Source organism: Dysgonomonas sp. HDW5B, from assembly GCF_011299335.1.
In the GTDB taxonomy this organism is placed as follows: domain Bacteria; phylum Bacteroidota; class Bacteroidia; order Bacteroidales; family Dysgonomonadaceae; genus Dysgonomonas_A.
Map to the genome: position 1 here is coordinate 1,230,015 of NZ_CP049858.1, position 14,857 is coordinate 1,244,871.

A 14,857-nucleotide genomic window follows, 5' to 3' on the forward strand; every position below is an offset into this window, starting at 1 on the left:
ATATAAAAATGAAGAAATATATATTATTACTCGCAACAATACTCACAGCAACATTCTCGGGTTGTGATTATAACGAACGTAACTTCGATGGTTTTGAGGATTTATCGAAACCTCAGAATGTCGCTACTTACGAATATACTTTTGCAGAGTCGGACATACCTACTATTGTAAAAGCATTAAATGCCAATAAAAATGCACAGGACTCGGCTACTGCAAAAATTCTAAATGCTGACAAGATGTTTTCTGCGTCTGCGGAAGCCAGTACACTCATTCCATACTTCTTAACAACAAAATATTATGCAGCAGACGTTAAGTCATCTGCAAAGGTTACTTATAAGTACAAGGAAGGACGTAATGAAACTGTAACAAACCTATCTACAGCTCCCTATACTCTTACGGAAAATGATTACAAATTAATTTGGGGCGAAAATGTAGTAGCAGCTCTTACGCCGGCTAAATCTCCTGAGAAGTCTATACCTACAATTCTCACTAAAAATATTGCTTCTCCTACCGAAGGAATGTTTAAGAATGTAGAGTACTATTACTCGAAAGAAGAACCCGTAAGTACTACAATAGAGAATGAAATTGTTGAAGAAGATTTCGAAGCTTATCCTGCCGGTTCAGGGGTATTAGTTGCCATAGACGGATGGATAAACAAAGATCTAAAAGGCAGCATAGGCTGGCAAAACCGAGTTTACTCTAATAACAATTATGCTCAGGTATCATCTTATAATTCAAAAGCGGTAAATGATGTAAGATTAATTACTAAAGTAATTGATTTAACAAAAACAACCAATCCTAAATTTTCATTCGATATTGTAGTTGGTAATTTCACGGCTAACTGTTTATCAATCGAATTATCTGAAAATTTTGATGGTAAAGAAGCCAACATTACAACTGCAACATGGAAAGATGTAACTTCCAGCTTTACAATACCTCAACCAGCCAGTGGATATACTACTTGGGCTAGTGCAGGTACATTGGATTTGAAAGCATATAAAGGCAAAAAAATCTATATATCATTCAAATACTCTGGAGACGATACTTCAACTCCAAAGAAAACTACAACTTATCAAATTGATAATGTAAAGGCATTTGATGAAATCATAGGTCAGGATGTGAAAAGCAAAGAATTGCAATATGCGGCATACGAATACAAAAGTTCGAAATGGCAACTTGCATCTTCTGTTATATCTCTTCAACCGTCCGATTATGATGCAATGGGCCTTAAGTTCTTAACTACAGCTCAAGCACCTAATTACCTTCCTGCATATCTAAAACTTAAGTTCCCTTTTGCACAAGAAGGAAATACCAAAACAATAGTATATAAAACATCTGCAACATCATGCTATGCTGATGAATACGTATACACAGCTGGAAAATGGGCTCCTAATACTTTCATCATAGAAAAAACCGAACAATTTGTATTCTCAAATAAAGGTTGGGTATTTGATCCTACTCTACATGTAATAATGCAAAAAGGTAAAGCAGATACTGACGATTACATGATGATTGTAAACTATGTGAAAGCTCACCAGGCAATAGATAATCCTGCACTAATTAGCAGCTATGGAGACTCTGAATACTATTATGGTTTCAGTGCAAACTATGGTAATATCACTTATCGTGATAAAGACAGATCTCTGGATACAACATATCCTAAATCGGGAACTGCTACCGAGAAAGCTGCATTCATGGATCAACGGACTATAGAGGCTATAAAGATATTTTTAACCCTAAAGTATCCGAATGCTCAGACTCAAGTAAACGGTATTGACCAGATGGCAGAAGTTACAGGACTAGTCTATTCTAATCCGGTAAGTAACAATACCAATGAAAACTGGACGTATACCATGCAATGTGTTGGTAATAAAGAATGGAAATACATACAAAGAGTGTCTGAATACGGCACAATAGAAAAAGCCGGAGAATAAAATAACTCCAAACTATATAATAAAGAGCTTGCCTATAATGGGCAAGCTCTTTTGTTTTTCATCTTTTATTCGTATACATCAGGAAAATTATATTCCTTTGCAAATCATTTAAGTTCACAGAACTATTTGTTGCTTTGGCTGTAGGGGTGAACCTGTGTGTTCACCTATTTAAGGCAGACACACAGGTCGGCCCCTACCAACAATAATATACCATTAAATATTTTCTTTTACCTATCCTCAACTATGGAACGAATTAGCAGTCTACAAAATAGTCGTATAAAAAATATAGTAAAGTTAAGCAAGGCAAAAGAACGAAAAGTCCAGAACCTTTTCATCCTCGAAGGGGCCAGGGAACTTATGCTTGCTTTATCTGCAGGATATACTGTTGATTCGGTTTTTATATGTCCTGAACTTTTTGAGAAAACCGATTATCCTAGAGTACTTGATACATTATCAGACAACATCAAATACGAGGTATCTCAACAAGTTTTCGAGAAGATTGCTTACCGCGAAGGTTCGGATGGTTTAATAACCCTCGCAAAGCCTAAGAAACATACATTGGATAATCTTAATCTGAACAATAATCCATTCATCATTATACTGGAGGCTGTAGAAAAGCCCGGAAATCTCGGTGCTATACTTCGCAGTGCCGATGCCGCCAAAGTAGATGCAGTTATCATTTGTGACCCATTAACGGACATTTACAACCCGAATGCAATCAGATCAAGTGTTGGATGTATCTTTACCGTACCCACTGCTGTTTGCTCTTCGGAAGAAGCCAGAATGTGGCTAAAAGAGAATAAGATTAAATCTTATGCGGCCGAGTTGAAAGCTTCGAATTGGTATCATGAGGAAGATTACACACAGCCTTCAGCCATTGTTATGGGAACTGAAGCAGATGGATTAACCTCATTTTGGCTGGATAATGCAGATCGAAGAATAAAAATACCGATGCGTGGCAAAATAGACTCTTTGAATGTATCAGTATCAACTGCTGTTATTACATTTGAGGCCATGCGACAACGAGGTTTCTGATCTATTTATAAAGATAGAGAAATCTCCAAGAATAAATACTCCTCACTCCCTATAGGACAAAAAGAAGAGGAAAGCAACATTTATGAAGCTTTCCTCTTTATATTTTCAGAACTCTGAGTGCTTAATTAATTAGCTGGCTCAGGAGTTGTAGATTCTGGTGCTTGTGGCAACTGAGGCACAGCAGTTGGCTGTGGCGATTGCATATCCGGTGCTTCTGTGTTATCAACCGGAGCGGTTAATTGCAGAGGTTGTCTGTCTTGAGCATTGCTAGTTATCACTTTAGTACTGATCATACTTAGAACAATAACGGTTCCTGCCAAAACCCATGTTGTTTTTTCCAAAACATCAGCTGTTTTAGGAGCTCCCATAAATTGGTTCGATGAAGAAAAGTTTGAAGATAAACCTCCACCTTTTGATTTTTGAACTAAAACAACCAAGACCAAAACAATAGACACTATAATGGTCGCAATAGAAAGAACAATTTCCATATCTTTTATTTATTTTTATTCGAATTTTTTATTACTTTTTCCAAGAATGATAATTGGTCTGCAAAGTAAATATTTTTTTCGGGATAATTCAAGCTCAAACGCTTAATAATTTCATATGCCCGATTATATTTCTTTTGTTTAATATAAATATTAGCAAGAGTTTGCGTAAAAAAGAAATCATCGTCTAATTCTTCTTCGGTTTCTTCCTGCAAAGGAACATCATCACCATCATATAAATTCTCCTGAACCGATGGATCAAAGGTTATTCTTAAGTTTTCTTTATCCTGAGCTTTAGTTATAAAGTTATCGATTATGCTTTGATGCTTCATCTGCACCGTATCTTCAATCGGCTCCAAACCTTCTCCGGTTTCCAGTTCATTTTCGACCTCTACTGAAATAACTTCCTGAGAATCTCCATAATGAATATTGATATCTTCTATCGAAAAGGAAGGAATACTATCTAAATTCACATTGGTATCGGGTTCCGTATTTTCCGTAGATTCGAGATAAGAGAAGTAATCTAACGATGCCATGCTCGAATTTACAATAGCGTGCTCCAATTCGCGTTGCATATCGGTGTTATCAAGCGTTTCAAAGAAAGCACTGATCAGTGCTTCTGTTCTGCTCTCCGGTAAGCTATGACCTGATTGCTTTTGAAACTCTTTATACTCGGCACTCATTACGTAATAGAACAACGCCTTTCTGTCCATAACGAAAGGTGCTAATCTATTCAATTCTGACTGGAAATTATCTGATCCATTCAGATATAAACACTTAATATAGGTGTATAGTCCGGCCTGAAAAAACGGATATTTTTTTGTAAGAAGTTGTAACTTAAGAAGCATCGACCCGTCGGGCTCCTTTTTCAACTCCACCAATTCGTAAAAATCCTTTATATTCATAGCCTTTTCTTATTTCAGGTTCTAAATTACCAATTTGCCATTGTAGCATTAAATATCTGGTCTACAATTTCCTTATTCAATTCTTCTACCAATTGAGCCTGTATATTATCCAACATTTCGCTACTGTTGAAGTTCTGATAGGCAGAGAATGTCTCTTCTTTATCTTCCTGCGGATTTACATTATTACGAAAACGCATTCTCACTGTCATTGTCAAGCGAGTTTGTGAGGCAAACTGCCCCTCCTGAACAGCTAAAGCCATAAGATCATAGCCTATTATTTCACCTTCTATTTCTAAATCTGCTCGACCATTGTTAACCAATTGCAGCTTTGTATTCCGAAGAAATACATCCCGCATATGCTCACTGAACATTTGCGATAATGGCGGATAAACCAATCTGGCCTGATTCTGAAAATCCTGAATCTGAATTGTTTTTACTTTACTATAATCTATCGAAGCTCCATTGAACTGATACGACATACGACATGAAACAGCAATAAATAATATAACTAAACAAGAAATAAGTTTTCTCATAAATTTTCTAGATTGTATTCTTTAATTTTCCGATATAATGTGCGTTCTGATATTTTAAGATCCTGAGCTGCATATTTTCGCTTTCCGCTATGTCGTTCCAAAGCTTTCTTGATCATATCTTTTTCTACATCCTGAAGTGATACTGCTTCCTCCTCATAATCATTCGAATCTATATCTTCGGCATCCTTTGATATTGGAAGCGATGAAACAGAAGGAGCATCATTGTATTTGACCGGAACCGTTATATTCGTATTACTATCTTTATCAATTACGGTAAATGCGGATGATGAAGGAATTACAGAATCATTATTCAAATGTGGTGCATCTTTACCCGAAATTAAATCGTGTACGACTTTTTTCAGCTCATTCATATCCTTTCTCATATCGAAAAGCACCTGATAAAGAATCTCCCTCTCGCTATTAAATAGCTTCTGATCGGTGGCACCGGCATTGATTGTTCCTATCGGAACTATACCAACCTCATTTGCGGGTAAATATAGTTTCAATATATCCGAATTAATCTCTCTTACCTGCTCGATAATAGAAATCTGTTCTGTAATATTTTTCAATTGGCGAATGTTTCCCGGCCATCTGTAATTTTTGAGAACCTCTCGTGCATCATTAGTTAATGCAATAGAAGGCATTTGATATTTTTCGGCACATTCACTCGCAAATTTCCGAAATAATAATGGAATATCATCCTTGCGCTCGCGTAATGCAGGTACACGGATAGGCACAGTATTTAGCCTGTAATACAAATCTTCCCGAAAGCGTCCGTTTGCAGTAGCAGTGACCATATCCAGATTGGTTGCAGCAACTACTCTTACATCCGTTTTTTCGACTTTCGAAGAACCTACTTTCATATATTCCCCACTCTCTAAAACACGCAATAAACGAGCCTGCGTCGACAGAGGTAACTCCCCTACTTCATCCAGAAAAAGTGTTCCGCCGTTGGCAACTTCAAAGTACCCTTTACGTTCTCCTGTAGCTCCGGTAAAAGATCCTTTCTCGTGTCCGAAAAGCTCTGAATCGATAGTTCCCTCGGGAATCGACCCACAGTTAACAGCAATATAAGTGCCATGCTTACGTCGGCTGAATTGGTGGATTATCTGAGGAAAGCTTTCTTTTCCGACTCCACTTTCTCCTGTTACCAACACAGACATATCTGTTGGAGCAACTTGCAAGGCTATATCAATAGCCCGGTTGAGATCGGGACTATTTCCTATAATACCAAATCGTTGCTTTACCTGTTGTATATCGGGTTTTGCCATATTTTCGTATAATTTGAGGTCTCAGACCTTTTTAGTACTTTGGTTAGTATAACAGAAACAGATCGTTAGACTGTCGAAATATCATTAAATACTATCAATTACTTCATTAGCCAGCTATACTGACAAATTTACATATTTAATTCGATCTCGTACAAACGAACCATTAAAAAGAATTTGATGTTCGTGTCATAAAACTTATTCACCCTCCTTAGCCAGAGCATAAGTTTTATCTTTCAAGAAATTCCCGAGTTCTTCTAAGTCGGTATGTTTTGCAATCTCGTCCGGCATAATCGGTTCCCCGAAAACAACACGAATTGTTTTTCCTTTTTTATTATATACTTCATGTCCCAAACGAAGACTTCTCAATCGCCAGTCAACTAAATCTAGAAAATTGAAAAACCATGAGTTTTTTCCACTAAAGTACATGGGAATAACTGGCACTTTTGAGCCTTTTATTAATTTTATAACCGAAGGTTGCCATTCTCTATCGCGAACGATCATTTTCCCTTTCCGTATCTTGGTTTTAGATACTGCTCCGGCGGGGAAGAAACCTAGCGGATGACCTTCTTTCAGGTGGGTAATACATTGTTTTACTCCATCGAGACTCGATTTACTTGCCAGCTTTCCACTCTGATAGGGATTAACAGCTATAAAGTGCATCGACATAGTATCTATCATTCCCAAGATGAAATTAACCATCATTTTATAATCGGGGCGAATAGAACCTACGACGTCAATAGCTGTAATACCATCAATATGACCATATGCGTGATTAGATACAGTTATAAAAGCCTGATTGTCGAATTGCTTCAAAACCTCAGAGTTTTCAACTACAATATTCACACCTACATCTTTTAGGAGATGGTTGCAAAATTCAACCCCTTCATATTGCTTGGATGTATCATAGACCCGATTGACCTTATTTAAGCCCGTCAAACTCATTACGAGCTTGATAAGGGTATTGCCAAAACGCCCTCTGAATATAGGATGCATGCTCCGAATTTCGTCTGCACTTATTAGTTTCTCTTTCATCTGATCTTATTTAGCATAAGGTCTCCGACCTTGTATTACTGTGGCAAATATAAATATAAATCCTGTTCCTTTCAGACAGAAAAATCGACCTGCATCATTTTGTAATGACACAAGCCGATTCTATTTCGTTTTTTAAAATTCTATTTCGCCAGTGATTTTATAATTTCAATAATCTCAGCTCCTGCGATTTCGGCATCTTCCATAGTAGAAGCTTCCGAATAGATACGGATAATAGGTTCTGTATTTGATTTTCGCAAATGTACCCATTTGTCCGGAAAGTCTATTTTCACCCCATCGATATCGGTTACATCATACGATGAGAATTTTTCTTTAACCGCTTTCAATATAGCATCTACATCTATTTCGGGAGTTAACTCGATCTTTTGTTTTGCAATATAGTATTCCGGATAAGTTGCTCGCAACTCACTTACGGTTTTCTTTTCGTGTGCCAAATGTGACAGGAACAATGCAATACCTACCAAAGAGTCGCGTCCGTAGTGGCTGGCAGGATATATTATTCCTCCATTGCCTTCGCCTCCAATTACGGCATTGGTTGCTTTCATCTTTGCAGTCACGTTTACCTCTCCTACTGCAGCAGCATTGTACTGCATACCGTAACGATTGGTTACATCACGCAGTGCACGGCTCGAACTTAAATTCGAAACGGTATTACCGGGAGTGTGCTTCAACACATAATCGGCTACAGCTACCAATGTATATTCTTCTCCAAACATCTCACCTTGTTCGTCTACGAGAGCTAAACGGTCAACATCGGGATCTACAACGATACCAACATCCGCTTTTCCTGACTTCATCAAATCTGAAATTTCAGTCAGATTTTCGGCTAAAGGCTCGGGGTTATGAGCAAAATTGCCTGTAGGCTCACAGTTAAGCTCTATTATATGATTTACGCCTAAGGCTTTAAGCAACTTAGGCACAACAATTCCTCCTACTGAATTTACACAATCTATTGCCACTTTAAAATTAGCAGCTTTAATAGCGGCAACATCAACCAACTTAAGATCGAGTACTGCTTTAATATGTGCATCTGAATAATCTTTATTTGTTACTTTTCCGAGATTATCAACATCTGCGAAAATAAATTCTTCAGCCTCTGCTATTCGAAGTACTTCAGCTCCTTCTTCTGCATTCAAAAACTCTCCGTCTTGGTTAAGCAATTTCAAAGCATTCCATTGACGAGGATTATGACTTGCAGTTAAAATGATTCCGCCACAAGCTCCTTCCATTGCAGTAGCCAATTCGGTTGTCGGTGTTGTTGCCAAACCTATATTTACAACGTCGAAACCTATTCCCATAAGAGCTCCAACTACAACTTGTTCCATCATAGCTCCGGAGATACGGGCATCACGTCCAACAACTATTTTATTACTTTTAGATGTTGTATTTTTCTTAATAAAAGTGGCATAAGCCGATACAAATTTAACAGCATCAAGTGGATTCAGTCCTTCGCCCGCAAGTCCACCGATAGTACCTCTGATACCTGAGATTGATTTTATTAATGCCATAGCAATAAATACTTTATAGATTATTAGTTAACAATTCGTGTATATTGTAATTGAGTATAATACATAGCTTTAAATGCAGCTAATTGATAGGTAGAACCAGTTGCAAAAGGAACAATTAATCTGACCCTTGCATTTTCACCTACGTATTGCAATGGAGCGGTTATTCCTGTTGATAAGTAATAATAATCAAGAGAATTTGTATTACTGCTGGAATAAGTTGCTACTATACCATAGGTTAATGAAATAGGTTGCAAACCTGCTACATTATTACTGATAGTATCAGAATCGGCTGTTGGCAATGTCATGGCATCCCAAAATCGGACATTCACTTCCGAACGTTTCGAAGAACTGGCTCTATTGCCATTACCCGAATCTATTACGTTTATATAAACACCTGTTAATGGATCTCTAAAGTATTCATTTTCTTTAAAAACACCGCTGGCAGGATATTGATTCAAAACAACAATATTATGTTCATTGATAAAACGGCTAATATTTTTGCGCTCATTCTTCAATTTATCTGCATATGTTTCACTACTGCTACATGCAGCAAAGACAACGCATAAACCGATAATAAAACAAATCAGTCCTAATACTTTTCTCATTTTTTCTCTAGATTATTTTTATTATTTATCAATAAATCGGCATATTCAGGAAGGGTATTTTCAAAAAGTGCCATTGCCTCCACTAATGAACCATAGAATTCACCACCCGAAGCATTCAGATGACCTCCTCCATTGAAACATTGTGCAGAAAATGTATTACAGGGAAAATCGCCTTGCGAACGAAGTGATATTTTTATCATATCATCGTCTTCTCTCATAAATACGGCAAAGGTTACGCCTCTTATATTCAGAGGTAAATTAGCAAAGCCTTCAGTATCTCCTTTTTGCGAGTTGAATCTCTTCTGATCGTCATTATCCAACCAGATCAAACCGGCTCCGTACTCTTCATATATTTTCATACGCTCCGACAGCATGTGACCCATCATACGATATCGGTCAGCCGTGTAGCTATGGTATACTTTAGAGTATATATAATCTTTGTCTATACCTTTATTTAAAAGCTGAGCAATGATATAATATATTTGCGAATCGTTTGAGTTATATGTAAATGCACCTGTATCGGTCATCATTCCCATATAGATGGCCTCTGCCGAGTCTTTACTCATCATTTCAAAATCTCCCATGCGGCAGATCAATCTGAAAACAAGTTCGCTCGTAGACGATATTTCGGGATGAGAAATACAAACATCACTAAAATCCGATGGGTATGGGTGATGATCAATCAACACCTTTTTCGCTTTAGATTCTTCAACCGCCAGTCCGACATTCTTAATGCGGCTCAAGACATTAAAGTCTAAACAGAAAATAAGATCAGTTTCACTGATTAGCTTTTCTGCGAAGTCGGGATATTTCTCATAAATAAGAATATCTTTCGAACCCTTTAACCATTTTAGAAAATACGGAAACTCATTAGGTACGATTATAGTAGCATCCAGACCCTGATCGATCAGATAATGATATAATCCTAAAGAAGAACCAATAGCATCGCCGTCGGGAGAAACATGAGTCACAATAACAGCTTTGTCCGCTTTATCAATTAGGTCAGCTACTTTAGTTATCTTATCCTGATCTATTATTTTTGTAAACATTCTTAGTAAAATAAATATATTAAGCTCTGTGAGCTATTTTTTGCCGAGGTAAACAAAAGTCGAAAAGAGTGTTATCCATAGAAAACAATCATTAAATACTTTCAGTTACTTTAAATAAGCAATTGTAACAAACAGTGTTTACTACAATCATTTAATAGCAAATCGGTCATATGACCTTAGTTAAAACACAATCGTGCAAAAATACTAAAAAAATATCCGTAAAACTCCATTATCCGATACATCGTAATAAGGAATTCGTAATTTTTCACATTCTAACACAAATCTTTGGAGAGTTTTCTTTGACAAAGAACCGTCAAGGATAACTTTATCTATTTCAAACACCTGATTAAGAGAATATAATGATAATGAATTATTCTCAACTAAATGAAGATAATCAACTTTCATTTTTTGATTAGGGGATCTCCCTTTCCATGTATCGTTTGTTACTATCAGGTATTTTGATCCCTTTAACCAGATAAGCGTATTGTTTTTCACTTCGGTTATTTCCTCCTTATGATATCCTATTTGATATATAACTTGTGTTGATTCCGGTCTGTTATAAACCACCAATGTATCTTTATTTTTGATAATCGTACGGAAATTCACACCTATAAAAACAAAAATACAGACCAATGATACAATCAGAACCTTGGGCTTCTTTTTCAAAAGAAAGGATATAAGTGATATAATAATTAACCATAACAGAATCAAACCTACCATAGATGGTTTTAAATTCTGTAGCGAAGCGTATGGTAAATTCTCAAAAAATGAAGAAGTGGAAGTTGCTGCTTTTACCAATATTTTAAATAAGCCAATCGGCAAATACTGAAGATATGTAGCAACGGCAGGAAGAAAAACTCCTACCCCCTGTAAGAAAACGATAAGAACTGCATCATACAGAGCCAATGTTATCAGTGGAATAATAATCAAATTAGTTATAAAAAAATAAACAGGAAACGTACCAAAGTAATATAAGCAAAGAGGAAATATACCTATTTGCACGGATAAGGATACATTGAATATATCACGGAAATATCTTACATACCTATTTTTCACAGGCATTGTATCCGACAAAACAGGCATAAGAAGGAGCATAGATAATACGGCAAGAAAACTCAACTGGAAACCCATATCAAACAACCACAGAGGATTCCAGACAAGCATAAAAAAAGCCGTCATAAATAAAGTATTATAGGAATAGCTCTTGCTTCCGAACAATGCAGCAACACAGAGGGCAGTAAGCATAAGACAAGCCCGAAGTGCCGAAGGTGGAAAACCGATGACAAACACATAGATCCAGAGTAAAAGAATAATAATGATTTGCTTTATCCAATTGTATTTTGAGTGACGGTGTACAAAGCTCAACAAAGAAGAAATAACTAGAAAAATAATTCCCACGTGCATTCCACTGACTGCCAGAATATGTGCGACACCCGTAGTCCTGAAAGACTCTACAGTCTCATCAGACAAGGCATCTGTATATCCTAATGTGAGAGCCGAAAGCATACCATACTCTTGCGTAGTCAGATCTAACGATTTATATAATTGAAGTATATATTGCCTACTTTGTGCTGCCTTAATAAATAAATCGGAATTGGACACTTGTTCTTTCTGCCACCTGTCTGATCTGACGAATGTCATCCCCGAATAGCCTTTATTATACATATAACGGGCGTAGTCAAATTCATCGGGATTACCTCTATTTTCGAAAGCTTGTATTTGAGAAAAGAAAGTAAAGGTATCTCCCACTTTTAAATCTTCTAAATTATCCTCTTTCGAAAAATAACAAACAATCTGCTTATTGAAATCTTTTAGTTTAACCTTGTAAGCATACGAGCTTGGTTTTTCCTGAGGTATATCGACAACAGTGGCTGTATAGGTTTCACTGACATCAGGAAATGTAAAGGCTGACATTTGCTGCCTGAGCATAGTCGAAACAATTCCTACACCTAACAACATAAAACAAACGCCATACCCAAATCGGAATTGGTGACCTAATATTTTAGACTTTGGAACAAAATACGAAAAGAGTATAATACCGAGTCCTAAGACAATCGGAATTATACTCCATTTTCCTATATGGTAATAATATTGAATTACAATACCTAAAAGAAGAGGTAACAACAGTCTAAAAAACGGAGCTTTCGTAATTTTCTCCATACCTCAACTTATTGATGCACCTTATAAATTTTTCAATTCATGGATCATCTGAGTAGGATTCGGTGCTGAAAAGACTGCATTACCTGCGACAAGAACATCGGCTCCTGCATCGAGTAAGCGTTTACCTGTTTCAAGATTCACACCTCCGTCTACTTCTATGAGAGTAGAGAGATTGCGCTCTTGTATCATTTTTTTTAAACGCGATACCTTAGATAAGGATCGTTCAATAAATCTTTGTCCTCCAAATCCCGGATTAACAGACATGATCAGAACCATATCTAAATCCTCGAGAATATCTTCCAGAAATTCAACCGGTGTATGTGGATTTAGCGTTACTCCCGCTTTCATCCCTGCATCATGGATAGCTCCTACTGTACGGTGAAGGTGTGTACACGCTTCATAATGCACAGTCATCATATAAGCATTTATATCTTTTACCTGCTGAATAAATTTTTCGGGTTGCACAATCATCAAATGCACATCCAGAGGTTTCTTGGCTATTTCTTTAACACGTTCCAATACCGGAAAACCAAAAGATATGTTAGGAACAAACACTCCATCCATTACATCACAATGCAACCAATCGGCCTCACTGTTATTTAACATTTCAATATCTTTTTGCAGATTCAAAAAATCGGCAGAAAGAAGCGAAGGTGATATTTTATGACTCATAATACAATTTTATAGATTCGAAACGTAGCATTGCCTTAGATGCTTTGCTGTAAACAAAGATAATAAAAAAACAGTCTTTCCTTTTAAATGAAGGAAAGACTGTTATCTCTTAGATTTTTAATTCATTACTACAATACTTAGTTTAAACATGTAGCTCTGATCTCTTCCGGCAATGATGGATCGGCATAGTAACTATGCGCAAACATCTTCAAAAAACTCAAAGTCTTTGCTGATGGTCCCTGTTCGTCTGTCAACATTTCCAATAATTTTTCATCGCCTGTTACTTGTGTAGATTTCTCATCCATAGGCTTTCCCCTTTTAAATACTTTTGATTTCCCTTTATTACTACTTATTACATTTTATAAACGTTAGTTAATTGAACTTATTATGTCCGTCATGCGTTTTTATGCTAAATTTGTTCTTAATAAAATATAAATTTGTTCAATTATGAAAAAGATTAGTTTTGCTATCTTAATGGTGATCATAGCAATCACTTCTTGTAAAAAGACACAACCAAACATGCCGGCAACCGAAAAGTGGAAGTTTGACAAGCTTAGTCTTGAAAAGAAAGTCTTTCTAGATAATGACTCGACAAAAGGAGGTATAAAATTAAGCTTCGAATTTAATTATCCCTCTAAAATAGGAAATGATTCTCTCCTTTCTGTTATACAATCACACTTCGCAACTGCTTTTGCTGGAGATGATTACAAGAACCTCAACCCTCAAAGTGCATTCGACACTCTTACCAACAGATCAATCAACGAGAGTCTTGATATTGCAAAATTAGCAATTAAAGACCGAAGCGATCTTTCTGATTATTATAAAAATGTTGTAACATCGGTATTTGACACTACCGACATGACTATTACAGCCAGAACCGAAACCAATGAATATATGGGAGGGGCTCACGGCTCACAATATATCTCCTATTACAATATCGATACTCGCAACGGATCTGTAATAAAAGGAGATAAACTATTTAAAAGTGGAAGCCAGGACAAGCTTACTCAATATATTAAAGAAGATTTAGCTAAAACCCTGAATTCTCAAGGAGATACTATCACCTTGCTTGATCCTGAATCAATTGTACCCAGTGACAATTTTTACTTTAATAATCAAGGTATTGTATATGTATATAATAGTTATGAGGTTGCTCCTTATTCCGACGGATTAGTAGAAATTACTCTTCCATATGCTAAAATCAAAGACATGATTACGAGCGAATATTTACCAATAATATCTTTAAAGACTAAAGAAGGAACAAAATAAGATTAAACCATATAATCGAAAAAAGCCTTCGGATAATCTGGTTATCCAAAGGCTTTTTTTCATATATCAAATGTCGATTCTCTATTTTAAGTTAGAATTTCATCAAAAGATAATCTCTAAAATAATAAAAGCAGACACAATTAAACAGCAATGATACAGGTATTAAAATTTTAAACTTCGCATGCTTTGTCTTATGGCGAAAAATATTCATACCCAAAACTGCTCCTATTGCACCAAAAAGAAAAGAACTAAGGATTAGTATTTTTTCGCTGATCCTATATTTATGAGCTTTTGCTTTACGTTTATCGAGTCCGTATAAAAAGAATACGATGATATTCCAGATAATTAAGAAATAGAATATATACATAATATTAATTATGT

15 protein-coding genes are annotated in these 14,857 nt (G+C 36.3%); 3 read left to right on the top strand and 12 right to left on the bottom strand.

Features of this window, described 5'->3' with window-relative positions; translation table 11 throughout:
* Positions 1-8 precede the first annotated feature (8 nt).
* Positions 9-1,934, top strand: a complete 1,926-nt coding sequence (locus G7051_RS05020) for a choice-of-anchor J domain-containing protein (protein WP_166198899.1) — start codon at positions 9-11, stop codon at positions 1,932-1,934.
* 243 nt (positions 1,935-2,177) lie between these two features.
* On the top strand, positions 2,178-2,969 hold the full coding sequence (locus G7051_RS05025; RefSeq protein ID WP_166198900.1) for an RNA methyltransferase: 792 nt from the start codon (positions 2,178-2,180) through the stop codon (positions 2,967-2,969).
* Between the two features lie 125 nt (positions 2,970-3,094).
* Here G7051_RS05025 and secG read toward each other — a convergent pair whose 3' ends face one another.
* The 11 genes from secG to G7051_RS05080 all read right to left on the bottom strand — a co-directional run bounded on the left by secG (position 3,095) and on the right by G7051_RS05080 (position 13,512).
* A complete protein-coding gene (gene secG / locus G7051_RS05030) occupies positions 3,095-3,457 on the bottom strand; it encodes a preprotein translocase subunit SecG (RefSeq protein WP_166198901.1) in 363 nt (120 codons plus the stop codon).
* Between the two features lie 5 nt (positions 3,458-3,462).
* A complete protein-coding gene (locus G7051_RS05035; RefSeq protein WP_166198902.1) occupies positions 3,463-4,359 on the bottom strand; it encodes a hypothetical protein in 897 nt (298 codons plus the stop codon).
* A 26-nt stretch (positions 4,360-4,385) separates the two neighbouring features.
* Positions 4,386-4,892 (bottom strand): LptE family protein, encoded by a 507-nt coding sequence (locus G7051_RS05040; RefSeq protein ID WP_166112016.1) that lies wholly within the window; start codon positions 4,890-4,892, stop codon positions 4,386-4,388.
* Complete coding sequence (locus tag G7051_RS05045) at positions 4,889-6,163, bottom strand: sigma-54-dependent Fis family transcriptional regulator (protein ID WP_166112018.1); 1,275 nt, start codon at positions 6,161-6,163, stop codon at positions 4,889-4,891. The genes G7051_RS05040 and G7051_RS05045 overlap by 4 nt, the downstream gene beginning before the upstream one ends.
* A 195-nt stretch (positions 6,164-6,358) precedes the next feature.
* A complete protein-coding gene (locus tag G7051_RS05050) occupies positions 6,359-7,195 on the bottom strand; it encodes a lysophospholipid acyltransferase family protein (protein WP_166112021.1) in 837 nt (278 codons plus the stop codon).
* Between the two features lie 140 nt (positions 7,196-7,335).
* Positions 7,336-8,721, bottom strand: coding sequence for a phosphoglucosamine mutase (gene glmM / locus G7051_RS05055; protein ID WP_166198903.1), 1,386 nt, complete (start codon positions 8,719-8,721; stop codon positions 7,336-7,338).
* 23 nt (positions 8,722-8,744) lie between these two features.
* Positions 8,745-9,326: a DUF4827 domain-containing protein gene (locus tag G7051_RS05060; RefSeq protein WP_166198904.1), complete on the bottom strand. Its 582-nt coding sequence runs from the start codon at positions 9,324-9,326 to the stop codon at positions 8,745-8,747.
* On the bottom strand, positions 9,323-10,375 hold the full coding sequence (locus G7051_RS05065; RefSeq protein ID WP_166198905.1) for a bifunctional oligoribonuclease/PAP phosphatase NrnA: 1,053 nt from the start codon (positions 10,373-10,375) through the stop codon (positions 9,323-9,325). The genes G7051_RS05060 and G7051_RS05065 overlap by 4 nt, the downstream gene beginning before the upstream one ends.
* 204 nt (positions 10,376-10,579) lie before the next feature.
* Entirely contained in the window at positions 10,580-12,535 is a 1,956-nt protein-coding gene (locus tag G7051_RS05070) for a ComEC/Rec2 family competence protein (RefSeq protein ID WP_166198906.1), read from the bottom strand.
* 21 nt (positions 12,536-12,556) lie between these two features.
* Positions 12,557-13,207 carry a ribulose-phosphate 3-epimerase gene (gene rpe, locus G7051_RS05075; protein ID WP_166112038.1) on the bottom strand — a complete coding sequence of 217 codons (651 nt, stop codon included), beginning with the start codon at positions 13,205-13,207 and terminating at the stop codon, positions 12,557-12,559.
* 137 nt (positions 13,208-13,344) lie between these two features.
* Entirely contained in the window at positions 13,345-13,512 is a 168-nt protein-coding gene (locus G7051_RS05080) for a hypothetical protein (protein WP_166112041.1), read from the bottom strand.
* A gap of 142 nt (positions 13,513-13,654) precedes the next feature.
* Here G7051_RS05080 and G7051_RS05085 point away from each other — a divergent pair, with 142 nt between their 5' ends.
* Positions 13,655-14,476, top strand: coding sequence for an RsiV family protein (locus G7051_RS05085; protein ID WP_166198907.1), 822 nt, complete (start codon positions 13,655-13,657; stop codon positions 14,474-14,476).
* Between the two features lie 91 nt (positions 14,477-14,567).
* Here G7051_RS05085 and G7051_RS18420 read toward each other — a convergent pair whose 3' ends face one another.
* Complete coding sequence (locus tag G7051_RS18420; protein ID WP_166198908.1) at positions 14,568-14,843, bottom strand: DUF1294 domain-containing protein; 276 nt, start codon at positions 14,841-14,843, stop codon at positions 14,568-14,570.
* Positions 14,844-14,857 lie beyond the last annotated feature (14 nt).

What these genes read in the sequence shown, in the direction of transcription:
- G7051_RS05065 (WP_166198905.1), bottom strand. Translation starts at nt 10,375, where the DNA reads ATGTTTACAAAAATAATAGATCAGGATAAGATAACTAAAGTAGCTGAC.
- G7051_RS05080 (WP_166112041.1), bottom strand. Translation starts at nt 13,512, where the DNA reads ATGGATGAGAAATCTACACAAGTAACAGGCGATGAAAAATTATTGGAA.
- G7051_RS05060 (WP_166198904.1), bottom strand. Translation starts at nt 9,326, where the DNA reads ATGAGAAAAGTATTAGGACTGATTTGTTTTATTATCGGTTTATGCGTT.
- G7051_RS05025 (WP_166198900.1), top strand. Translation starts at nt 2,178, where the DNA reads ATGGAACGAATTAGCAGTCTACAAAATAGTCGTATAAAAAATATAGTA.
- glmM (WP_166198903.1), bottom strand. Translation starts at nt 8,721, where the DNA reads ATGGCATTAATAAAATCAATCTCAGGTATCAGAGGTACTATCGGTGGA.
- G7051_RS05045 (WP_166112018.1), bottom strand. Translation starts at nt 6,163, where the DNA reads ATGGCAAAACCCGATATACAACAGGTAAAGCAACGATTTGGTATTATA.
- G7051_RS05070 (WP_166198906.1), bottom strand. Translation starts at nt 12,535, where the DNA reads ATGGAGAAAATTACGAAAGCTCCGTTTTTTAGACTGTTGTTACCTCTT.
- G7051_RS05020 (WP_166198899.1), top strand. Translation starts at nt 9, where the DNA reads ATGAAGAAATATATATTATTACTCGCAACAATACTCACAGCAACATTC.
- G7051_RS05035 (WP_166198902.1), bottom strand. Translation starts at nt 4,359, where the DNA reads ATGAATATAAAGGATTTTTACGAATTGGTGGAGTTGAAAAAGGAGCCC.
- G7051_RS05040 (WP_166112016.1), bottom strand. Translation starts at nt 4,892, where the DNA reads ATGAGAAAACTTATTTCTTGTTTAGTTATATTATTTATTGCTGTTTCA.
- G7051_RS05050 (WP_166112021.1), bottom strand. Translation starts at nt 7,195, where the DNA reads ATGAAAGAGAAACTAATAAGTGCAGACGAAATTCGGAGCATGCATCCT.
- rpe (WP_166112038.1), bottom strand. Translation starts at nt 13,207, where the DNA reads ATGAGTCATAAAATATCACCTTCGCTTCTTTCTGCCGATTTTTTGAAT.
- G7051_RS05085 (WP_166198907.1), top strand. Translation starts at nt 13,655, where the DNA reads ATGAAAAAGATTAGTTTTGCTATCTTAATGGTGATCATAGCAATCACT.
- G7051_RS18420 (WP_166198908.1), bottom strand. Translation starts at nt 14,843, where the DNA reads ATGTATATATTCTATTTCTTAATTATCTGGAATATCATCGTATTCTTT.
- secG (WP_166198901.1), bottom strand. Translation starts at nt 3,457, where the DNA reads ATGGAAATTGTTCTTTCTATTGCGACCATTATAGTGTCTATTGTTTTG.